We start from the raw sequence: 18,654 nt of genomic DNA, 5'->3' as shown, positions 1-18,654 counted from the left end.
CATAATAGCATAGGAGAGGTGAATATCGCTTGAAATATTTTATTTACTTTATCGTTATCGTGGCTTTTTTAGATACATTTTCACAATTACCTATTATGAGTACTTTCGCTCAAAGCCTTGGAGGAACCCCTCTTATTATCGGGCTAGTTGTCGGTATGTACTCATTCGCTAATATGATCGGTAATATTATTGCTGGAGCAGCTGTCGATAAATTTGGTGCAAAAAAAATCCTTTATATAAGCATGGGAATTACGAGTTTCATAGTCTTGTTATACACCGTTGTTCAAAGTGGTGAACAACTATTAGTTGTTCGCTTTATGCATGGATTTAGTGATGGCTTTTTAATTCCTGCTGCCTTTACATTTTTATCAAAACAAACAAATGCAAAAAGACAAGGAAAAGCAATGGCTCTATCTGGTGCTGCTGTTGGAACAGCGGCAATCGTAGGACCTGCTTTCAGCGGTATTATGAAAGCAACAGCTGGCGTAGAATGGGTCTTCATTACTATTTCTATTTTAATGGCTCTTGGTACAATCGTATCTCTATTCTTCTTACCAAATAACGTATCAAGAAAAGATACATCAAGAACGCAAATGATGAACAAAGAAGATATGATTGAACTGTTAAAATCAGAACCGTTATTACAAGCATATATTGGTGCTTTCACATTAATGTTTTCACAAGGAATTGTCACTTATATGTTACCAGTAAAAGTTGAGGCATTAGCGCTTAAAGCATCTACAACAGGCATGATGTTAAGTGTATTTGGTATTACTGCTATCCTCTTTTTCTTGCTTCCAACAAATCGTATTTACGATCGATTTAATCGTTCGAAACTAATGCTAATCGGAATTGCAGTTATGGCATTCGCATTATCTTTACTCGGATTATTTGCTACAAAAGGTATGCTCTTTATTGTAATGATGATTTATGGAATTGGATTCGCAATCCTCTTTCCATCTATTAACGCTTTACTCGTTGAAAATACTACAGACGATAATCGCGGAAAGGCATTCGGATTATTTTATGCCTTCTTCTCATTAGGAGTTGTTGCTGGCTCCTTTACAGTCGGCGCAATCGGAGCATCACCTAGCATCAGCTTCATTATCGGGACAGCATTTTTATTAACATTTGCTGGTATGATTTATGTAAGAAGCAAAGTAAAAAAGACAATGATGGGATAATCCATCGTTGTCTTTTTTAAAATGCATATTGATATAATCCGTAATATAATGGAAGCGTTGGAATAATGCCAATTAATTTAAATATAAAAGGTAATGGCTCATCTCGCTCTTCATATAAACGAAAAACAAAAACTGCAGTTAAAGTCCAAATGACGCTAAACAAGAAGATACATTTCCAAACAATCGAGGTTAATATTTGTATATCAAATACAAAACCAAAGAGCCCTATCGAATAGAACTCTTTTTGCTCAATATATTACTTTTGTGTATAACCAAATAACAATGTAAATAAATTGAGCCGTAAAGGCAATAATACATCTCTTCTTTTAAACAGAAAGTTTATAAATACTGACGATACTTCGACAATTTCCTCGGAAATATTTCCTTTCCTCACATAATTTGATACACTACACATGAATAAACACTTGTATTACATAAAGTGAAACTTTAATCAGTGGGGGGTTGTTCATCCCCACTGATTATTAGTTGAACCAATCGGGCTTTTACGGGCAGTTGATCTCCCACCTAATTTCTTTACTTCCGCTGAATTTTGAGGTGGGGATCTTACTGACCGTTAATGCGGGATAAACTAAAATAATAACTTACTGTACAAATTAAAAAGCACACTCTTCATATGAAGAATGTGCTTTTATGTTATTAACGTTTAATCCAAACAGCGCCTGCCGATTTATCTTCTGCCTGTCCAACAACTTGGAATTTAAGTCCAAGGTTTGGAACTTTTCTTCCTGCGTCTGCAATTTGCTTGTTACTATATACTTTTGAATCATCAAAAGTTGTAACACCTTGTAATCCAGAATAGTTAAACTGACCACGTGTTAATGAATTTACACTCCATGCTGGTGTTTTATCAAATGAAAATGCAGCATCTGCAATTTGCATGCCCGTATTACCGTATGCTGGTTTGCCGTTTAAATTACCAACTAGCGCTTCTGGATGAGAGTCAACAACACCAAGGAATCCTTCACCTGGATGCATCCCAACCCAGTTATCTTTGAAACTATCATCTGCATACCAAACGACAAGACCTGTATTATACACTGGACCTTTTCCTGCTTTTAAACCATTATCTGATCCCGCATAGTTTCTCCACTCTAAGTAGTAATAATGAGCTTTCTTCTCTGTCCCATCAGAAACAACAAAACCATTTAAATTCATTTTAGACTGTCCTTCTGCATCATCAGAAAATACAACTTGTCCATCAACAGTTACATTTACATTGTCCATCGCAAAACCTTTATATGTTACAGCCGGATCTGTAATATAGTCGAATTGTAGTTTCACTTTTTTGCCTTTAAATTGACTTAAATCATATGATTTATCAATCCATTTCCCATCTGTTGTATCTTTATCTCCTTGGACTACTTTTTCTCCAAGTCTATCAATTAGTGTTTTCGTTCCATCTTCTGTTACTGCATGTACTTCGACGAAATCGCACTCTGCTTCTAACTCATAATTTGCTTTATAATCGAATTTTGCATTTGTTCCTTTCGTTAAATCAAAGAATGGTGTCTCTAACGTTGTATGCATATCATCGCCTCTTGTACTATAATATGCATGCTTTCCAAACTCCGGTTTAATCGTTTCAACACTTTTACCTGGTAAGTTAACACGTACAACGCCGGGACGATTTGATTTCGTAACACTTTGATCAATATATGTAGGAACTCCCACACCACTCTTAATTTTATCGTAATCTACTTCTAATATTTTTGCCCAGTTGCCACCCATATTCTTTTGTAAGAAGTCTTTATTTTGTGGTGAAAAACTAGTCGGCTCTGTTCCTGCGATTTTCCCTGTCCAACTACCTCCACTCATTAATGACCAAGCTTCGACTGGTGAACCATTTCCAGTATATTTCGTGTCATATTCATCTGGTAATCCAAGATCATGTCCAAATTCATGCGCAAACACACCTACAGCTCCATCTTCTGGTTCAATTGTGTAATCATGTGCTGCTACTTTTCCACCAAAGTAATCTACCTTTGATTTTGTACCTTCAATCGCTACTGGATCTACTGCTAATTTTGAACGATGTGACCAGATCGCATCATCACCTAATTTACCGCCACCAGCTTCTTGACCAACACCAGCATGGATTACCATTAAATGATCAATTACACCGTCAGGTTCGTTTTGATTCCCATCCCCGTTTGTATCATATCTATCAAACTGATCAAACTGAGATAAATCTAGTCCTTTCTCAGCAGCTGCATGCAAAGCTTCTTTCACTAAATCACGTGCACCTTTCGGACCTTTATTATCGTGACCACTGCTACCATCAGCTCCATAATCAGATGCTTTTCCTGGAACTGTTAGCCACTCCGTTACATATCCGTCTGTCGTATAACTACCACCAGACTGCTCTTCATAGTATTGTTTAAACGTTTTTACTTTTGAACCATCAAATAATGTATAAGGCTCCTTACCGAACAACATCTTTTGATAATGTTCTCTACTGAAGTCTTTCGAATACATATAACCTGGTGTTTGATCAATATTATTATGTTTATAATCACTAAATTCAACGAGTAGCACTAATACTTTATCCGATCGAACAGATCCTTTATATGGAGCTTGCTTTGCTTTTGAAGTTGGAACTTGCCCATTCAATTGCTTTTTATTTGGTTCTGGCTTTTGCTCAAGGCTAACATTTTTTTCAGTCTTTTTTACATTTTCCTTTTCTTCCATCTTTTTCTCTTTTACTTTTTTTGTGAAATCAGACGTTTCTTGTGAGTGAGCATCTGGAAGAATTTCTTTGTTCGCCTGATCTCCTTGTTTCTTTTCAATATATTGCTCGACAGCCTTTTTCGTCTCTTCTTTAGAAGATGCTGGATTAATTGTTCCTCTTTCTTTCAAAGCTTCCGCTAAACGATCTTCTTGAATTAAATTGTAATCAATTGGCGTTGTAGACACATTCTCTTTCTCTTTTGCTGGCGTTTCTGCATATGCTAACGGCGCACTCATTACAGATGTGCATCCGATAATTGCTGCAATTGCTAATGATGACAACACTTTAAATGGGGCTTTTCTTCTCATTCCATTTCTCTCCTTTTATAAAACTTAAAATTCAGATAAATCGGTGCATTTTTGTCGAAATCTCTGTTTACTACCCTCCCTATATAAAAAGACATAATTCTATAAACATTAAACTTTCTGTTATAGAATCATGCCCTCCAGTTTTCTGGTCAGACCCTCTATCTGTTTATCCCTTGGTTTAACTAATAATCAGTGTGGTGATGAACAAAGCCCCCACTGATTAAAGTTCCACTTTATATCGAAATATGAAAAATAAAGAGTTATGTGATATATATTAAATATCTTATATAACAAATTTAAAAGACAATATGCAAAATTGCATGAAAATTCTTTTAAATAAAAAAGAATCCTAGTCAATTAAACTAGGATTCTTGATTTTCTATTATTTCTCTTGTGTTTTTTCCCAATCAGCTAAGAATTTCTCAATTCCTTGATCTGTTAATGGGTGCTTCACTAATGAAGCAATTACGTTTGCTGGGATTGTTGCAATATGTGCACCGTTTAATGCTGCGTCAGTTACGTGAACACTGTGACGTACAGATGCTGCAATGATTTCTGTTTCGATGCCATGAATCGCAAAGATTTCTGCGATTTGACGAATTAAGTCCATACCGTTATGACCGATATCGTCTAAGCGACCTAAGAATGGTGAAACGTATGTTGCACCAGCACGAGCTGCAAGTAACGCTTGAACTGCTGAGAATACTAATGTAACGTTTGTACGAATTCCTAAGTCAGAGAATGCTTTTACTGCTTTTAAACCTTCTGTTGTCATTGGAACTTTTACAACAACGTTTGGAGCAATTTTCGCCAATTCTTTTCCTTCTTCAATCATTTTATCAGCTTCTAAGCTAATTACTTCTGCACTTACAGGACCTTCTACAACGTTGCAAATTTCACGAATGCGCTCGTGAAAATCTACGCCTTCTTTTGCTACAAGTGATGGATTTGTCGTTACTCCAGCTAATACGCCTAATGCATTTGCCTCTTTAATTTCGTTAATGTTTGCTGTATCAATAAAGAATTTCATTTGTTGTTCTTCCTTCCTAATTTTCATTTTATATTTATTTATTTTTCTTAATAAGCTCTAATTCAATCGGAATAGATTTGTCCACTTTTTTACCTTGTGTTATCTCTTTTGCTGTTTGCATCGCCTTCTCTCCGATTAATTCTGGTTTTTGAGCGACTGTTGCAGCCATACGCCCATCGTTAACCGCTTTCACAGCATCTTCTGTTGCATCAAATCCAACAACGACTACATCTGTTTTTCCAGCAGACTTCAACGCTTCAAGTGCACCTAATGCCATCTCGTCGTTATGAGCAAACACGGCTTTAATATCGCTATTTGCTTGCAAAATGTTTTCCATAACAGATAATCCTTTCGCCCTATCAAAATCAGCCGCTTGTTTTGCAACTACTTTTAAAGACTTATCGGCTACGTTATGGAATCCTTTCCCACGTTCACGAGCAGCGGAAGATCCAGGGATTCCTTCTAACTCAGCAACGTTTGCTCCTTCGCCAACTAATTCCCGAATGTAATCACTAGCCATTTGACCACCTTCGATATTGTTAGAAGCAATGTGAGAAACAACCTTACCTGAATTCGCAACGCGGTCTACTGTAATAACAGGAACATTTGCTGCATTTGCCGCACTTACTGCTGAAGCAACAGCATCTGAATCGGTCGGATTAATAACAACTACATCAACACCCTTTTGAATTAAATCTTCAACATCGTTCGTTTGCTTTGCTGCATCATTTTGTGCATCAACAGCAATTAATTCGATGCCACTATCTTTCGCTTTCTTTTCTGCACCCTTTTTCAAAGTTACAAAAAAGGGATTATTTAAAGTTGAAACAGAGAATCCAACTTTAATAGTTTTATTTCGACCTTTATCGCTAGAATCCTTTGCCCATTCTGGCGGTTCCATTGAACAACCAGCAGTAATGACCATAATACATGCAACGAGTATAAGTAACCATTTCTTCATGAACTGTCCCTCCATTACGCTTCTTTTCTGCGATCAATTAATACAGCTAGTAAGATTACAAGTCCTTTTACAACTTGTTGGAAGAAAGAAGATACACCTAATAAATTTAAACCGTTATTTAGTACACCGATAATAAGTACACCGATGAATGTACCAACAATCCATCCTCTTCCCCCAGAAAGACTTGTTCCACCTAATACAACTGCTGCAATTGCATCTAATTCATAAGAAGTACCTGCAGTCGGCTGTGCAGAATCTAATCGTGATGTTAAGACAATACCTGCAAGCGCTGCCAAAATTCCGGAAAGACCGTAAATCATTACTTTAATTCTCGTAACATTAATACCTGATAGTGCTGCTGCTTCTTCATTTCCACCAATTGCAAATGTACGGCGACCAAATGTCGTTTTCTTCAAAATGAAGTACAGTACTGCGAAAGCGATCATCATTGTAACAGCTGGTACAGGAATACCAAGAAAATAACCGCGGCCAAACATCTGGAACATTAAATGATCACCAAGACCAGTGATCGGACGTCCGTCCATATAAACAAGCGTCAACCCACGAAAAATAGTCATTGTTGCTAAAGTTGCAATAAATGGAGCTACTTTTCCTTTCGCAATGATGATACCGTTTACAATTCCCATTACAAGACCTGCTAATAGTCCAACTGCCATTGCAAGGAACGGATCCATGCCACTTGCCATCATTCCAGCAACAAGTGCACTTGATAATGCTAAAATAGAACCTACCGATAAGTCAATACCCCCTGTTAAAATTACGAAGGTCATTCCGAATGCAATAAGCGCATTAATCGATACTTGACGCAGTATATTAAATAAATTTGGAATTTCAATAAACGCTGGATTTAAAGCTGTAATTACGACGATAATTAATACTAAACCGATTAAAGAACCGAGTTGTTGTAATACATTCCCCTTCTTAGCCATCCTTACTCTCCCCCTGTAGCTAGTGCCATAATAGACTCTTGTGATGCCTCATCTTTCCCTAAAATGCCGCGGACTTTTCCTTCATGAATAACAAGAACTCGATCACTCATCCCTAAAACTTCCGGAAGCTCAGATGATACCATAATAACGGCATCGCCTTGCTCTGTAAGCTTATTCATAATAGAGTAAATTTCTTTTTTCGCTCCAACATCAACACCTCTTGTTGGCTCATCTAAAATGAGTAATTGCGGATGAATGCCTAACCATTTTGCGATTACAATCTTTTGCTGATTTCCACCAGAAAGAGATTTCACTGCCTGCTCTCCGCTAGATGCTTTCACATTAAGAAGCTTCATCATATCCTCTGTAAACTGTTGTTCTAGCTCGTTGCTTAGAACACTTCCCTTTGAAAGACTTTCTAAATTCGGTAAAGCTAAATTTTCTCGAATTGAAAAATCTAGCACTAATCCTTCAGACTTTCTATCTTCTGTAATAAAAGCAATTCTTTGTCTAATTGCATCTATTGGACTATCAATCTTTACTTCTTGTCCATTTATAAAAATTTGTCCAGAGTCTAAAGGTTCATAACCAAATATCGCTTTCATAATATCAGTGCGACCAGCCCCCATCAAACCAGCTACACCAAGGATTTCACCTTTCCTCACTTGAAACGAAACATTTTCAAATTTCCCTTTCTTCGTTCCGTTACGCATTTCAAAAATGACATCACCAATTTGACTATTTCGCTCTGGATAACGTTCACCAATGCTGCGCCCCACCATCATACTCACTACTTCATCAAATGATGTTTCTGGAATTAATCTCTTTCCGACGTATTCTCCATCACGCAAAATCGTAATAGCATCACATATTGAGAAAATCTCTTCCATACGATGCGAAATGTACACGAATGAAACACCTTCTTTACGTAACTTATTGATTACTGTAAAGAGCGTTTCGATTTCACGATCCGTCAGTGCCGCAGTAGGTTCATCCATAATAATAACGCTCGCGTTTGTCATTAATGCTTTCGCAATTTCGATAATTTGCTGTTGTCCAACCGATAATTCCTCTGCTAACATAGCGCCTCTTACATGCAACCCTAACTCCGCTAGTTGCTGCTGCGCAATCGCATTCATTTGTCGAGTGCGTAAAATACCTGTTTTCCCATACATTAACTCTTTACCGAGAAACATATTTTCAGCTACTGTTAAATTCGGCAATATGTTTAGTTCTTGATGTATAAATGCGATGCCGTACTCTTCAGCTTCTTTCGCATTTTTAAAGGTGCGCTCTTGCCCATCAATTGTGATTGTCCCACCATCTTTTTTGTATACACCTGTTAAAATCTTCATGAGCGTTGATTTACCCGCTCCATTTTCCCCCATCAATGCATGGACTTCTCCTGTTTCAATCATAAACTGTGCATTCTTCAAAACAGGATTTCCATTGAACGCCTTTGAAATGTTTTTCATTTCAATATGCATTCCCATCACTTCCCTTTATTAAAAAATCACGCCTGCATGTAAAATTATATTTGCATAAGGCGTAGCCTCACCTGTACGAATAATCGCCTTCGCTTTCTTTGTATGCTCTTTAAATTGTTCATGAGATACATACTCAAATGCTGGCTCTATTAATTTCTGCTCGATTTCTTTATTTACTTCCGCATTCTTTATAATGACTTCTTCTGCTAACGTCACTTTTTCAATTGCCATATCATCAGCTACAACTTGTAACACCTCTAAAAAACTCGGTTTTCCAATCTCAACAGCTAAATCAATTCGTTTTACTCCATCCGGAATCGGTAACCCGCAATCAGCAATTACAACCATATCTGTATGCCCAAGTGAAGCAAGGACTGCCGCGATTTCACTGTTTAATACACCATGCTTTTTCATCCAACAATCACCTGCACTTCACGTACTCGATCTCTCGTTGGCATACCGCCCTGTGCTCCAAGTTTTGTTACAGAAAGACCACCAGCAATATTCGCGAAACGAATTGCTTTTTGAAGTGTCTCTCCTTCAGAAAGTGCAACTGCTAGCGCACCATTAAATGTATCACCAGCTCCAGTTGTATCCACTACATCAACAGCAATGCTAGGAACATGTACAATCTCTGTTCCATTATGGAAACGGACACCTTTAGAACCTTCTGTCATCAATAATTTATTTGGATACTTCGCCAATAAATCTTCAATTGGTGATGTAAAATCATCTAATACGATGCGGCACTCATGTTCATTTGGCGTAATATAAGTTGCTTTTTCTAAAATATCTTCTGATAAAACTTGTGCTGGCGCTGGATTCAACATAACAGGAATGTTATGTTCCTCACAAATAGCTAATACATATTTTACTGTTTCAAGTGGAATTTCCAGTTGAAGAACAACCATATCCGCTTTTACAAGAAGGTCTTTGGAGCGATCTACCACTGACTTGTTTACAAAAGCATTTGCCCCTTGTACGACAACGATACTGTTATCTTCTTCTGCTAAAACGATATGAGCAATTCCTGTCGTTCTATCTGTAACCGGTACCACATAATCGATAAAAACGCGTTCGTCCTCTAAATTTGTTCTAACTACTGTTCCATAATCATCATTTCCTACGGCTCCAACCATTGCTACATTTGCTCCTAACCTAGCTGCAGCAACTGCTTGGTTTGCCCCTTTCCCTCCTGGGATTGTATGAAACTCTTCACCAATTACTGTTTCTCCTGCTTTCGGCCGTTTCTTTGAAACAGCCACTAAGTCCATTGAAATGCTTCCTACTACTGCAATATTTGGCATCTGTTTCATCTCCTTACTTCGTTGTATTTCGTTCTATAATTTCAATCGGTAAACGATAGTGTTTCTCTTCTAATGTATTTCCTTCCATTTGCTCTAGCAACAACTCTGTTGCAATTTTCCCCATTTCATATATCGGTTGTGCAACTGTTGTAATAGATGGATACATCATTTCCGTTAAAGAAATTCCATCAAATCCGATAATTTGTAAATCATCTGGAATGGCAATCCCCTTTTGAAGTGCAGCCTTTACAATACCAATCGCAATTAAATCATTCCCAGCAACAATACCATCAATATGCGGGTATTCTTCTAATAATTCCATCGCTACACGCTCACTATTTGCTGGATCAAACGTACTCTCTGCAATCATATACGAAAGATTATTTTGCGTAATAACGTCTACAAAACCTTCAAAGCGTTCATTTGCAGTACTCACATCACGTGGACCGCGAATATGTGCAATATGTTTACATCCTTTATCTAGTAACAACTTTGTCGCAGCCTGACTTCCTGCATAGTTATCTGCATATACAGTAGGAATACGCTCATTAAACATACGGTCAATCGCAACAACTGGAACAGATACATTCATGTAATTAACACTATTTTGTGGATTCGTTGCTACAATAAATCCATCTACATTATTTTGTCTAAGCACATCAATATATTGTTTCTCTTTTTCTAAACTTTCATCAGAGTTACAAAGGACAACTGTGTAACCTTGTTTATGTGCTACATCTTCTACGGCACGTGCAACTTCCGGAAAGAATGGATTCACGATATTTGGAACAACTAAGCCAATTAAACGAGACTTTTTATTATACAGTGAACGCGCTACTGTACTAGGCTTATAATCTAACATCTCAATTGCACGTTCTACCTTTTTTAATGTATCTTCGTGAACATATCCATTTTTATTTAGAACTCTGGAAACGGTCGCAACAGATACTCCCGCTAATTTCGCAACGTCTTTGATCGTACTCATTCTCTTTTCTCCTCACTTCATGTAACCGTTTACAGAAAATAATATAACGTATTTCTAAAAATACGTCAATCATTTCTCACTAAAAAGCTTTTAAGGTTATACTCAAAGAAGCACCGCCATAAGGCGATGCTTCTTCATTATGAGTATGATACAGTTTTTTCTTTTTCTTCTACAGCAGGCTCTTCAGCATCTTTTTTACGATCTGATAGTTTAATTTTTTGTAAGAAAATCGTAAAGATGGCACCTACTACGATAAATACTAATCCTGTTAAGAATACAGTATGAAGCGAGTCTACTAAAGAGTTTTTCAAAATAGGTACAATGCTGTTAGCGAACGCTTCTGGCATTTGTTTTAATGCCTCTGGGCTAAATAGCATCGAATATAAACCTTGTGGATCTGTGTGAATCATATCTTTAAATTTCGTTACCATTTGACCCGCTTCTTTCGGGAATGTATCTAATACAGGTACTAAATTCTTTGTTAATGTCGTACCTGAAGTGTTATTCATAATTGATCCTAAAATTGTAATACCAAATGTACCACCGATTTGTCGGAAGAACTGACTTGATGATGTTACAACACCAAGGTCTTTTTTCGGGAAGCTTTCTTGTAACGCTAATGTTAATGTCGGCATTACAAGACCCATTCCTAAACCGATAACCATCATATAAGAAGTAGCTGTAAGCTTCGTTGTGTGCATATCCATCGTTGTTAATAACCAGAAACCACCGGCCATAATAAGCATACCTGCGATAATTTGTGGTTTTACACCAACTTTTAATACAAGTTGCCCACCGATAATACTCATCACAATCATTGTAATCATCATTGGGGTCATAATTGTTCCTGATTCAGCAGCACTTACTCCTACAATACCTTGCATGAAGAATGGTACGAACATAATCGCACCGAACATTCCAATACTCATAAAGAATCCAATCGCATTCAGTATTGTAAATGTGCGATTTTTAAAGAAATGCATTGGTAAAATTGGCTCTTCAGCTTTCGTTTCAACGATAACAAAGCTAACAATACCAATTACAGCTAGTGCAAATAAACCGATAATTTGCCAAGAATCCCATGCATAATCTTTTCCGCCAAACGTTAGCGCAAGTAATAAACTTACAACACCGAGAATCATCGTAAAGATTCCAGCGATATCAATTTTAATTGGTCCTGTTTGTTTATGCGATTTTAATCCCATTGCAATAAAGATTGTTGCTAAAATGCCAACCGGTAAGTTAATGTAGAATACCCATCTCCAGTTCACTGCATCTACAATCCAACCACCAACTTGTGGTCCAATTACAGAAGCAAGGCCGTATAACGCACCAAAAATACCTTGCCATTTTGCACGTTCTTTCCCCGTGAACATATCTCCAATAATAATCATAGCCATTGGCATCATAATACCGCCACCAAGACCTTGAATACCACGGAAAATAATTAATTCTGTCATACCATTTGCCATACCACATAACGCCGAACCAATCATGAAAATAACTAGCCCTGTTATATATACGTTACGACGACCAAGTAAATCCGCTAATTTACCTGCAATTGGTACAACTGTCGTTGATGTTAACATATAAGCTGTTGTTAACCATGTCATTAAACTTAATCCACCTAGGTCACCGACGATACGTGGCATTGCTGTACCAACAATTGTTCCATCTAATGCAGCAAATAGCATCGCGATAATTAAACCGATTAACAACAACTTTCTATTTTGATTTTCTTGTTGCTCCATGTAATCTCCTCAATTCCTCTTAGTTATTCTCTTTTTTCTCTTGTGTCCCACAAATAATGGTTTCTAACTTCTCAAAGAGACGTAATAAATCTTCTCTTTCTTGCAACTCTAAATGTGAAAAGTATTTTGCAATATGCTCGTTACGAGCTGTCATTGCCTCTTCTACTCTAGATTTCCCCTTTTTCGTTAACTCGATGATGACAACGCGACGGTCATCTTTGTCGTGATAGCGTTCTACAAGTTCTTGATCGATTAGACGATCAATCATCACTGTAATCGCGCTAGGCTTCACATACATCTTTTTCGCTAATGTTGTCGCTCTTGAAGCCCCATAATGATCTAAAATCTTTAAAATATAAAACTGCGGTGGTGTAAGTCCTGTCGCTTGCATTTGTTCTAATAACTCCGTCTGCATTTTCTTTCCAATCGAAAAGGCAAGAGCTTGAATTTTATCGATATGCGTCATATCATTTGGCATGTTATCCACCTCTTATTTAAACAATAAAATATTTAATGTATTTAAATATTAATCCCACGAACAAAATCCGTCAATACTTTTATTCATAAAAACGTTTACATTTTTGTCACAAAGTTGTATAATTTTCGACGAAGTTAATATTGACAGTCACGGAGAAACGGAGTACACGGCTATGAATCATAAAAAAGGAAACTTTTTTATATTTCATGGCCTTTTTATGTTCTCTGTCTTAAAACGCTTCGAATTAATTAGGGGAGGATTTTCATTTTATGTTTTTCACACAATTATTTAAACCTGCGCCCCACGCGGAACGCTTACCAGCTGATCGCGTTGATAGCGAATACCGTAAATTACGTTTACAAGTATTCTTAGGTATCTTCATCGGTTATGCAGGTTACTACTTTGTTCGAAAAAACTTTTCACTAGCAATGCCATACTTAATCGAGCAAGGCTTTAGTAAAGGGGAACTTGGGGTTATCCTTTCAGCAGTTTCTATCGCTTACGGATTAAGTAAATTTCTTATGGGTATCGTATCCGATCGTTGTAATCCTCGCTACTTTTTAGCAGCTGGGCTATTTTTATCAGGTATCATTAATATTATTTTCGGCTCATTTTCTTTCATTACAACGAGCATTATACTTATGTTTGTACTTCAGTTTTTAAATGGATGGGTACAAGGTATGGGATGGCCTCCTTGTGGTCGTACGATGGTTCACTGGTTCTCTATTAGCGAACGTGGTACAAAAATGTCTATTTGGAACGTCGCTCATAATGTTGGCGGAGCGCTTATGCCTTCCCTTGTAACATTAGGCTTATACTTCTTCGCAGATGACTGGAAAAGTATTTTTTACTTCCCAGGTATTCTTTCAATTTTAGTTGGTATTTATGTATTAATTACGATGAAAGATACGCCTCAATCTTGTGGACTACCTTCTATTGAAGAACATACTGGGGAATATCCACCAGATGAAAAAGTAAAAGATCGCGAACGCGAGCTTTCAGTAAAGGAAATTTTGTTTAAATATGTATTAAACAATAAGTTTTTATGGTACATCGCTATTGCGAACGTTTTCGTATATTTCGTACGTTACGGCGTTGTAGACTGGGCTCCTACTTATTTAGTAGAAGAAAAAAGCTTTACTCATAGTAGCTCACGTACTGCTTACGCTCTATATGAATGGGCTGGTATTCCAGGTACACTTCTTTGCGGATGGATGAGTGATAAACTATTTAAAGGACGTCGTGCACCTGCTGGTATTTTATTTATGGTTGGTGTATTTATCGCAGTTCTTGTTTACTGGTTAAACCCTCCTGGTAATCCAATGGTTGATAGTATCGCACTTGTCGCAATTGGATTTTTAATTTACGGACCGGTTATGTTAATTGGTCTACACGCTCTAGATTTAGCACCAAAGAAAGCTGCTGGAACTGCAGCAGGCTTAACTGGATTCTTCGGTTACTTAGGCGGAGCTGCTTTCGCTAGTGCAGCTATGGGCTTTATCGTAGATGCATTCGGATGGGATGGCGGATTCATCTTATTACTCGCATCTTGCGTACTTGCAATGTTCTTCCTTGCTCTTACTTTAAAGACAGGGTCAGTAAAATCAAAACAAGCTTAAATAACATATAACAAGCATAAAAAATAGCTCTTAGCATCTACATACATGCTAAGAGCTATTTTTTATTTTCATTGCTGTTCCTACTAATAATAACAACCAATTCCTTCCCTACTCTAATATTAAAAGATTTGATGAAACACCTTTATTAAAACAGCTAACGTAACAGATGCAGCAAATCCCCCTAGACAAATTAAACTTACCCCTTGACTATATGACAAATTTTGAAATGATTTCATTGCTTCCATCCTCCCTATCTCCCCTTTGATACTTTTATTTTACCAATGGGAAAAATTTCATAACATCGATTTCTCTAACAACTAACTTACAAATTTGTAAGTTAACATCTTTTCAACTTATATATCTAGTATTTCCACAAATAAGAGTCATTTATACATAAAAAAGACCTCAGTTATACTAAGGTCTTCGTTACATTCTATTTCATTTTATAATCATCACCGGACATTTCACTCGTTTTGCTATTTTATGACTTACACTTCCAAGCACCATTTCTTGCAATGTATTTAATCCTCTACTTCCAGCGATAACAAGATCTATATCTCCTGTATTTACATATTGAACAATCGTATCTCCAGGATCACCATGTAATATCGTAATTGTATAAGAAATGTTCTCTTTCTTTAATAAACCTTCAATCTCTTTTAATTTATCTTTTCGACTAGCTGATATTGTTTCTAAATCTGTTTGACCTTGTATAATATCTGATTTTGCCGTTCTATTATCTACTACGTACACAACTTCAACATTTGTTTCTTCGCTACATTTCGCAATATATGTTGCATGCTCCGCTGCTCGAAGTGCATGTTCAGAACCGTCACATGCTAATATAATTTGTTTGTACATATGCTGAATCCCCTTTTCGTTATCCTACTCGTATTATATAATAAAGCCCCCTAAAAAGGAGGCTTTTAACTAGCAATTCTTTTATTATAAGTAGCTAAATTTGCAACAAGTTTTGAGCTACGTTCATTTAATCCCGTTATACTCACTTTCACACCACTTTGTTCATACTTCATGATAACTTTATCAATTGATGCCACTGCTGAATCATCCCATACATGCGCATGAGTAAAGTTCATCTCAATTTCTTTCACATCTTCATTAAATGAAAAAGCATTTATAAAATCTGCCGTAGACGCAAAGAAAAGTTGACCGTGAATTTCGTATATTTTCTTATTTTCAATATATAAATGTTTCACGTGAATCTTTGCCATATTGAATGCAAATAATACGGCACTAATTACTGTCCCAATGACTACGCCTAACCCTAAATTGTGGGTAATAAGAACGACTACTACTGTTACGATCATAACGAATGCATTCCCTTTTGGTACTTTATGAATCGTTGTTACAGAGTTCCAATCAAATGTTCCGATCGAAACCATAATCATAACTGCAACTAATGCTGCCATCGGAATATGAACAACATAATCACCTAAAACGAATAGTAATACAATTAAAAACCCGCCCGCTATAAACGTCGATAATCGTCCGCGTCCACCTGATTTAATATTAATAACAGATTGACCAATCATTGCACAACCTGCCATTCCTCCGAAGAAACCAGCAACAACGTTTGCGATCCCTTGTCCGCGTGCCTCTTTATGCTTATTACTTTCCGTATGCGTCATATCATCTAAAACTGAAGCTGTTAATAAAGACTCTAGTAAACCAATGATTGCAAGCATAACTGCATAAGGTAAAATAATCCCTAATGTTTCTAATGTAAATGGCACATCAGGAATACTAAAGAACGGTAATTCTTTCGGCAAGCTTCCCATATCCCCTACTGTTTTCAACTGTAATCCGCTCATAAGTGCAATACTCGTCACAATAATAATTGAAATAAGCGTAGAAGGTACAGCCGTTGTAATACGTGGAAATACATATATAATTGCAAGTCCTAATACAACGAGTGCATACATTTGCCAAGTTGCATTTTTAAAATGCGGTAATTGCGCTGTAAAAACTAAAATTCCAAGTGAATTTAAAAAACCACTCATAACAGATTTCGGAACAAACTTCATAAATGAGCTCAGTTTGAACACGCCAAAAATAATTTGGACGATACCTGTTAATATTGTTGTAGCAAATAAATATTGCAAACCATGATCTTTAACAAGCGTTACCATTAATAATGCCATTGCACCTGTTGCAGCTGAAATCATTCCAGTTCTTCCGCCAACAAATGAAATGGTAACCGCAATACAAAAGGCTGCGTATAGTCCAACTGTCGGATTCACGCCTGCAATAACAGAGAAGGCTATCGCTTCAGGGATTAATGCTAAAGCAACGACAATTCCTGATAACACGTCCCCTCTCACATTAGAAAACCAGTCATTTTTTATCGTTTGAAACAAAATACCACTCCTCTACTCCTTTATAATTTGATTTTCTCCATAAGAAAATCTAGCCGACTGCACGAAAGCTATTATATAACGAGTAGAAGATTTTTTGCTATGTAAAAGTTTCCTAAAGAAAAAGACGCTACCTCAGTAGCGCCTTTACTCCTTTTATTAATGCCCATCATGCCCTTGACCACTTTCTTGCACAATCTCTAATCTCTCATCTAATATTCCTTGTGTTTCGAATGAAATATCACTCGTACTTCCTAATAAGAAGCCGTGATTATACGGTCCAAGTGTTGGGTCATCTTTAAACTTCGGCTGAATACTTGCAAGGAAGTCATACACTGGTTGTGAAGCTTTTCCTTCCTCTAAAAAGATAACAGGGGCATGTTTACCCATATGTGAAAATGGTGCCCCAGCAACTGCTAAATCTGGTGTTTTGCTTGAAACAAATGATAAACCGTGACCAGGTTTTATGAATCCCCAGCCAAATTTTGTTTTTTCATCTTTAAACTTCGCAAATGCGATAGAATTTTCTGTTGGATTCTCACCGCTAATACGCGTTACTTTCCCGTATTTGCTTAACTCTTTTTCTACTTCTTTTGAAACAATTTTTTCTGGTCCTAGTAAATATATATTTGCTTTATCTTTTCTCATCTTTAATGCCTCTATTGTCGCTTCTGGCACTTTATCCTTTTCTGTATACAGTAGTGGTTCCGGCATATGAGAAATCCAGTTTACAGCGGGTGTTGTATATAAACGTCCTTCTTCTTCAGACGAACCGATAATAACACTATTTGGGTAGCTTCCTGTTATATCGGTGTATTCTTTATCCACATCTTTAGCGAATATAGCTGGATCCGTTTCCTTTATTTGCTTTACTTTATAATCTTTTAATTGTGCAAGCGTGCTAGCACCTACATCCCCCATTACCATAATTTGTGTTCCATCTTTCGTTCCGAGCGGATTTAGCCGTTTTATTTCTTTTAACGTCATTTCGGGTACCTTTTCTTTTTCTATAAATAAAATCGGCCCGTTATTCGGATGATGAATAAGGTCCGCGCTCGCAATGCCTAATTGCCACTCGCTTGCTGGTACTAAAATAACAGCACCTGGCTGGTTCTCTTTATGGGTTGCTGGCCATATCGTTTGCGAAGTTAACACTGCCATTTGCAGGGGATCATTTGTATTTAACCTCGTCACATTTTTTAGACTTGTCGTTAATAAATCATTCGATGCCACTTGGTTCATTTCTTTCGGCGTAGTTACTTCCTGAACCATTTTCATTTCCTTTTGCTCTGTTTTCTTCTCTTTTGTAGCTTCATGGTTTTTATGGTCTGTATTCGTTTGTCCACATGCAGCAAGACCCACTGCTGTAATTATTGTTATCCCAAAAATTCGGGTCATTTTTTTCACTATACCGCCTCCGCATTAATCATTTTTGAGCCAATATGATTACCTAAAATGTAATTTCAACTC

The 18,654-nt window shown here is 37.0% G+C and carries 16 protein-coding genes and 1 pseudogene; 2 read left to right on the top strand and 15 right to left on the bottom strand.

The genetic code is table 11. The annotated features are described in order from the left end of the window. Positions 1–29 precede the first annotated feature (29 nt). Positions 30–1,184: an MFS transporter gene (locus ACTFRH_RS23800; RefSeq protein ID WP_000873268.1), complete on the top strand. Its 1,155-nt coding sequence runs from the start codon at positions 30–32 to the stop codon at positions 1,182–1,184. Positions 1,185–1,200: 16 nt separating this feature from the next. Here ACTFRH_RS23800 and ACTFRH_RS23795 read toward each other — a convergent pair. The 11 genes and pseudogenes from ACTFRH_RS23795 to ACTFRH_RS23745 form a co-directional block, all read right to left on the bottom strand. Continuing rightward, positions 1,201–1,413, bottom strand: a pseudogene (locus ACTFRH_RS23795) (hypothetical protein); the annotation flags it as partial. Positions 1,414–1,841: 428 nt separating this feature from the next. After that, the gene (gene inhA2 / locus ACTFRH_RS23790) at positions 1,842–4,241 is read right to left on the bottom strand and encodes a M6 family metalloprotease immune inhibitor InhA2 (protein ID WP_001252978.1); all 2,400 of its coding nucleotides are present in this window, start codon (positions 4,239–4,241) and stop codon (positions 1,842–1,844) included. A gap of 382 nt (positions 4,242–4,623) precedes the next feature. Continuing rightward, positions 4,624–5,271, bottom strand: a complete 648-nt coding sequence (gene fsa, locus ACTFRH_RS23785) for a fructose-6-phosphate aldolase (RefSeq protein WP_000667661.1) — start codon at positions 5,269–5,271, stop codon at positions 4,624–4,626. 34 nt (positions 5,272–5,305) lie between these two features. Next, positions 5,306–6,232, bottom strand: coding sequence for a ribose ABC transporter substrate-binding protein RbsB (gene rbsB, locus ACTFRH_RS23780; RefSeq protein WP_000758976.1), 927 nt, complete (start codon positions 6,230–6,232; stop codon positions 5,306–5,308). Between the two features lie 14 nt (positions 6,233–6,246). Further along, entirely contained in the window at positions 6,247–7,182 is a 936-nt protein-coding gene (locus ACTFRH_RS23775; protein WP_001074641.1) for an ABC transporter permease subunit, read from the bottom strand. Positions 7,183–7,184: 2 nt separating this feature from the next. Beyond that, entirely contained in the window at positions 7,185–8,669 is a 1,485-nt protein-coding gene (rbsA, locus tag ACTFRH_RS23770) for a ribose ABC transporter ATP-binding protein RbsA (RefSeq protein ID WP_033703508.1), read from the bottom strand. An 18-nt stretch (positions 8,670–8,687) separates the two neighbouring features. After that, positions 8,688–9,083: a D-ribose pyranase gene (rbsD, locus tag ACTFRH_RS23765; RefSeq protein ID WP_000716135.1), complete on the bottom strand. Its 396-nt coding sequence runs from the start codon at positions 9,081–9,083 to the stop codon at positions 8,688–8,690. Then, positions 9,080–9,976 carry a ribokinase gene (gene rbsK / locus ACTFRH_RS23760; RefSeq protein WP_001132879.1) on the bottom strand — a complete coding sequence of 299 codons (897 nt, stop codon included), beginning with the start codon at positions 9,974–9,976 and terminating at the stop codon, positions 9,080–9,082. Before rbsK ends, rbsD begins: the two co-directional genes overlap by 4 nt. A 13-nt stretch (positions 9,977–9,989) precedes the next feature. Beyond that, the gene (gene rbsR / locus ACTFRH_RS23755) at positions 9,990–10,961 is read right to left on the bottom strand and encodes a ribose operon transcriptional repressor RbsR (RefSeq protein ID WP_000104057.1); all 972 of its coding nucleotides are present in this window, start codon (positions 10,959–10,961) and stop codon (positions 9,990–9,992) included. A gap of 137 nt (positions 10,962–11,098) precedes the next feature. Next, positions 11,099–12,712 (bottom strand): MDR family MFS transporter, encoded by a 1,614-nt coding sequence (locus ACTFRH_RS23750; protein WP_000437640.1) that lies wholly within the window; start codon positions 12,710–12,712, stop codon positions 11,099–11,101. A 19-nt stretch (positions 12,713–12,731) separates the two neighbouring features. After that, positions 12,732–13,190 (bottom strand): MarR family winged helix-turn-helix transcriptional regulator, encoded by a 459-nt coding sequence (locus tag ACTFRH_RS23745; RefSeq protein ID WP_001132366.1) that lies wholly within the window; start codon positions 13,188–13,190, stop codon positions 12,732–12,734. Between the two features lie 269 nt (positions 13,191–13,459). Here ACTFRH_RS23745 and glpT point away from each other — a divergent pair, with 269 nt between their 5' ends. Continuing rightward, positions 13,460–14,809, top strand: coding sequence for a glycerol-3-phosphate transporter (gene glpT, locus ACTFRH_RS23740; RefSeq protein WP_000466383.1), 1,350 nt, complete (start codon positions 13,460–13,462; stop codon positions 14,807–14,809). Positions 14,810–14,928: 119 nt separating this feature from the next. On the opposite strand, the gene ACTFRH_RS23735 is transcribed toward glpT, so the two are convergent. The 4 genes from ACTFRH_RS23735 to ACTFRH_RS23720 all read right to left on the bottom strand — a co-directional run bounded on the left by ACTFRH_RS23735 (position 14,929) and on the right by ACTFRH_RS23720 (position 18,591). After that, entirely contained in the window at positions 14,929–15,045 is a 117-nt protein-coding gene (locus tag ACTFRH_RS23735) for a DUF4027 family protein (protein ID WP_000834733.1), read from the bottom strand. Positions 15,046–15,247: 202 nt separating this feature from the next. Next, entirely contained in the window at positions 15,248–15,670 is a 423-nt protein-coding gene (locus tag ACTFRH_RS23730) for a universal stress protein (RefSeq protein ID WP_000277998.1), read from the bottom strand. Positions 15,671–15,735: 65 nt separating this feature from the next. Further along, positions 15,736–17,187 carry a SulP family inorganic anion transporter gene (locus ACTFRH_RS23725; RefSeq protein WP_440048816.1) on the bottom strand — a complete coding sequence of 484 codons (1,452 nt, stop codon included), beginning with the start codon at positions 17,185–17,187 and terminating at the stop codon, positions 15,736–15,738. Between the two features lie 156 nt (positions 17,188–17,343). After that, the gene (locus ACTFRH_RS23720) at positions 17,344–18,591 is read right to left on the bottom strand and encodes a cell wall-binding repeat-containing protein (protein ID WP_000738853.1); all 1,248 of its coding nucleotides are present in this window, start codon (positions 18,589–18,591) and stop codon (positions 17,344–17,346) included. Between the last annotated feature and the right edge of the window lie 63 nt (positions 18,592–18,654).

This window comes from Bacillus cereus group sp. MYBK216-1, from assembly GCF_051916495.1.
Lineage (GTDB): Bacteria > Bacillota > Bacilli > Bacillales > Bacillaceae_G > Bacillus_A > Bacillus_A thuringiensis_K.
This window is presented reverse-complemented; position numbering and strand designations above follow the sequence as displayed.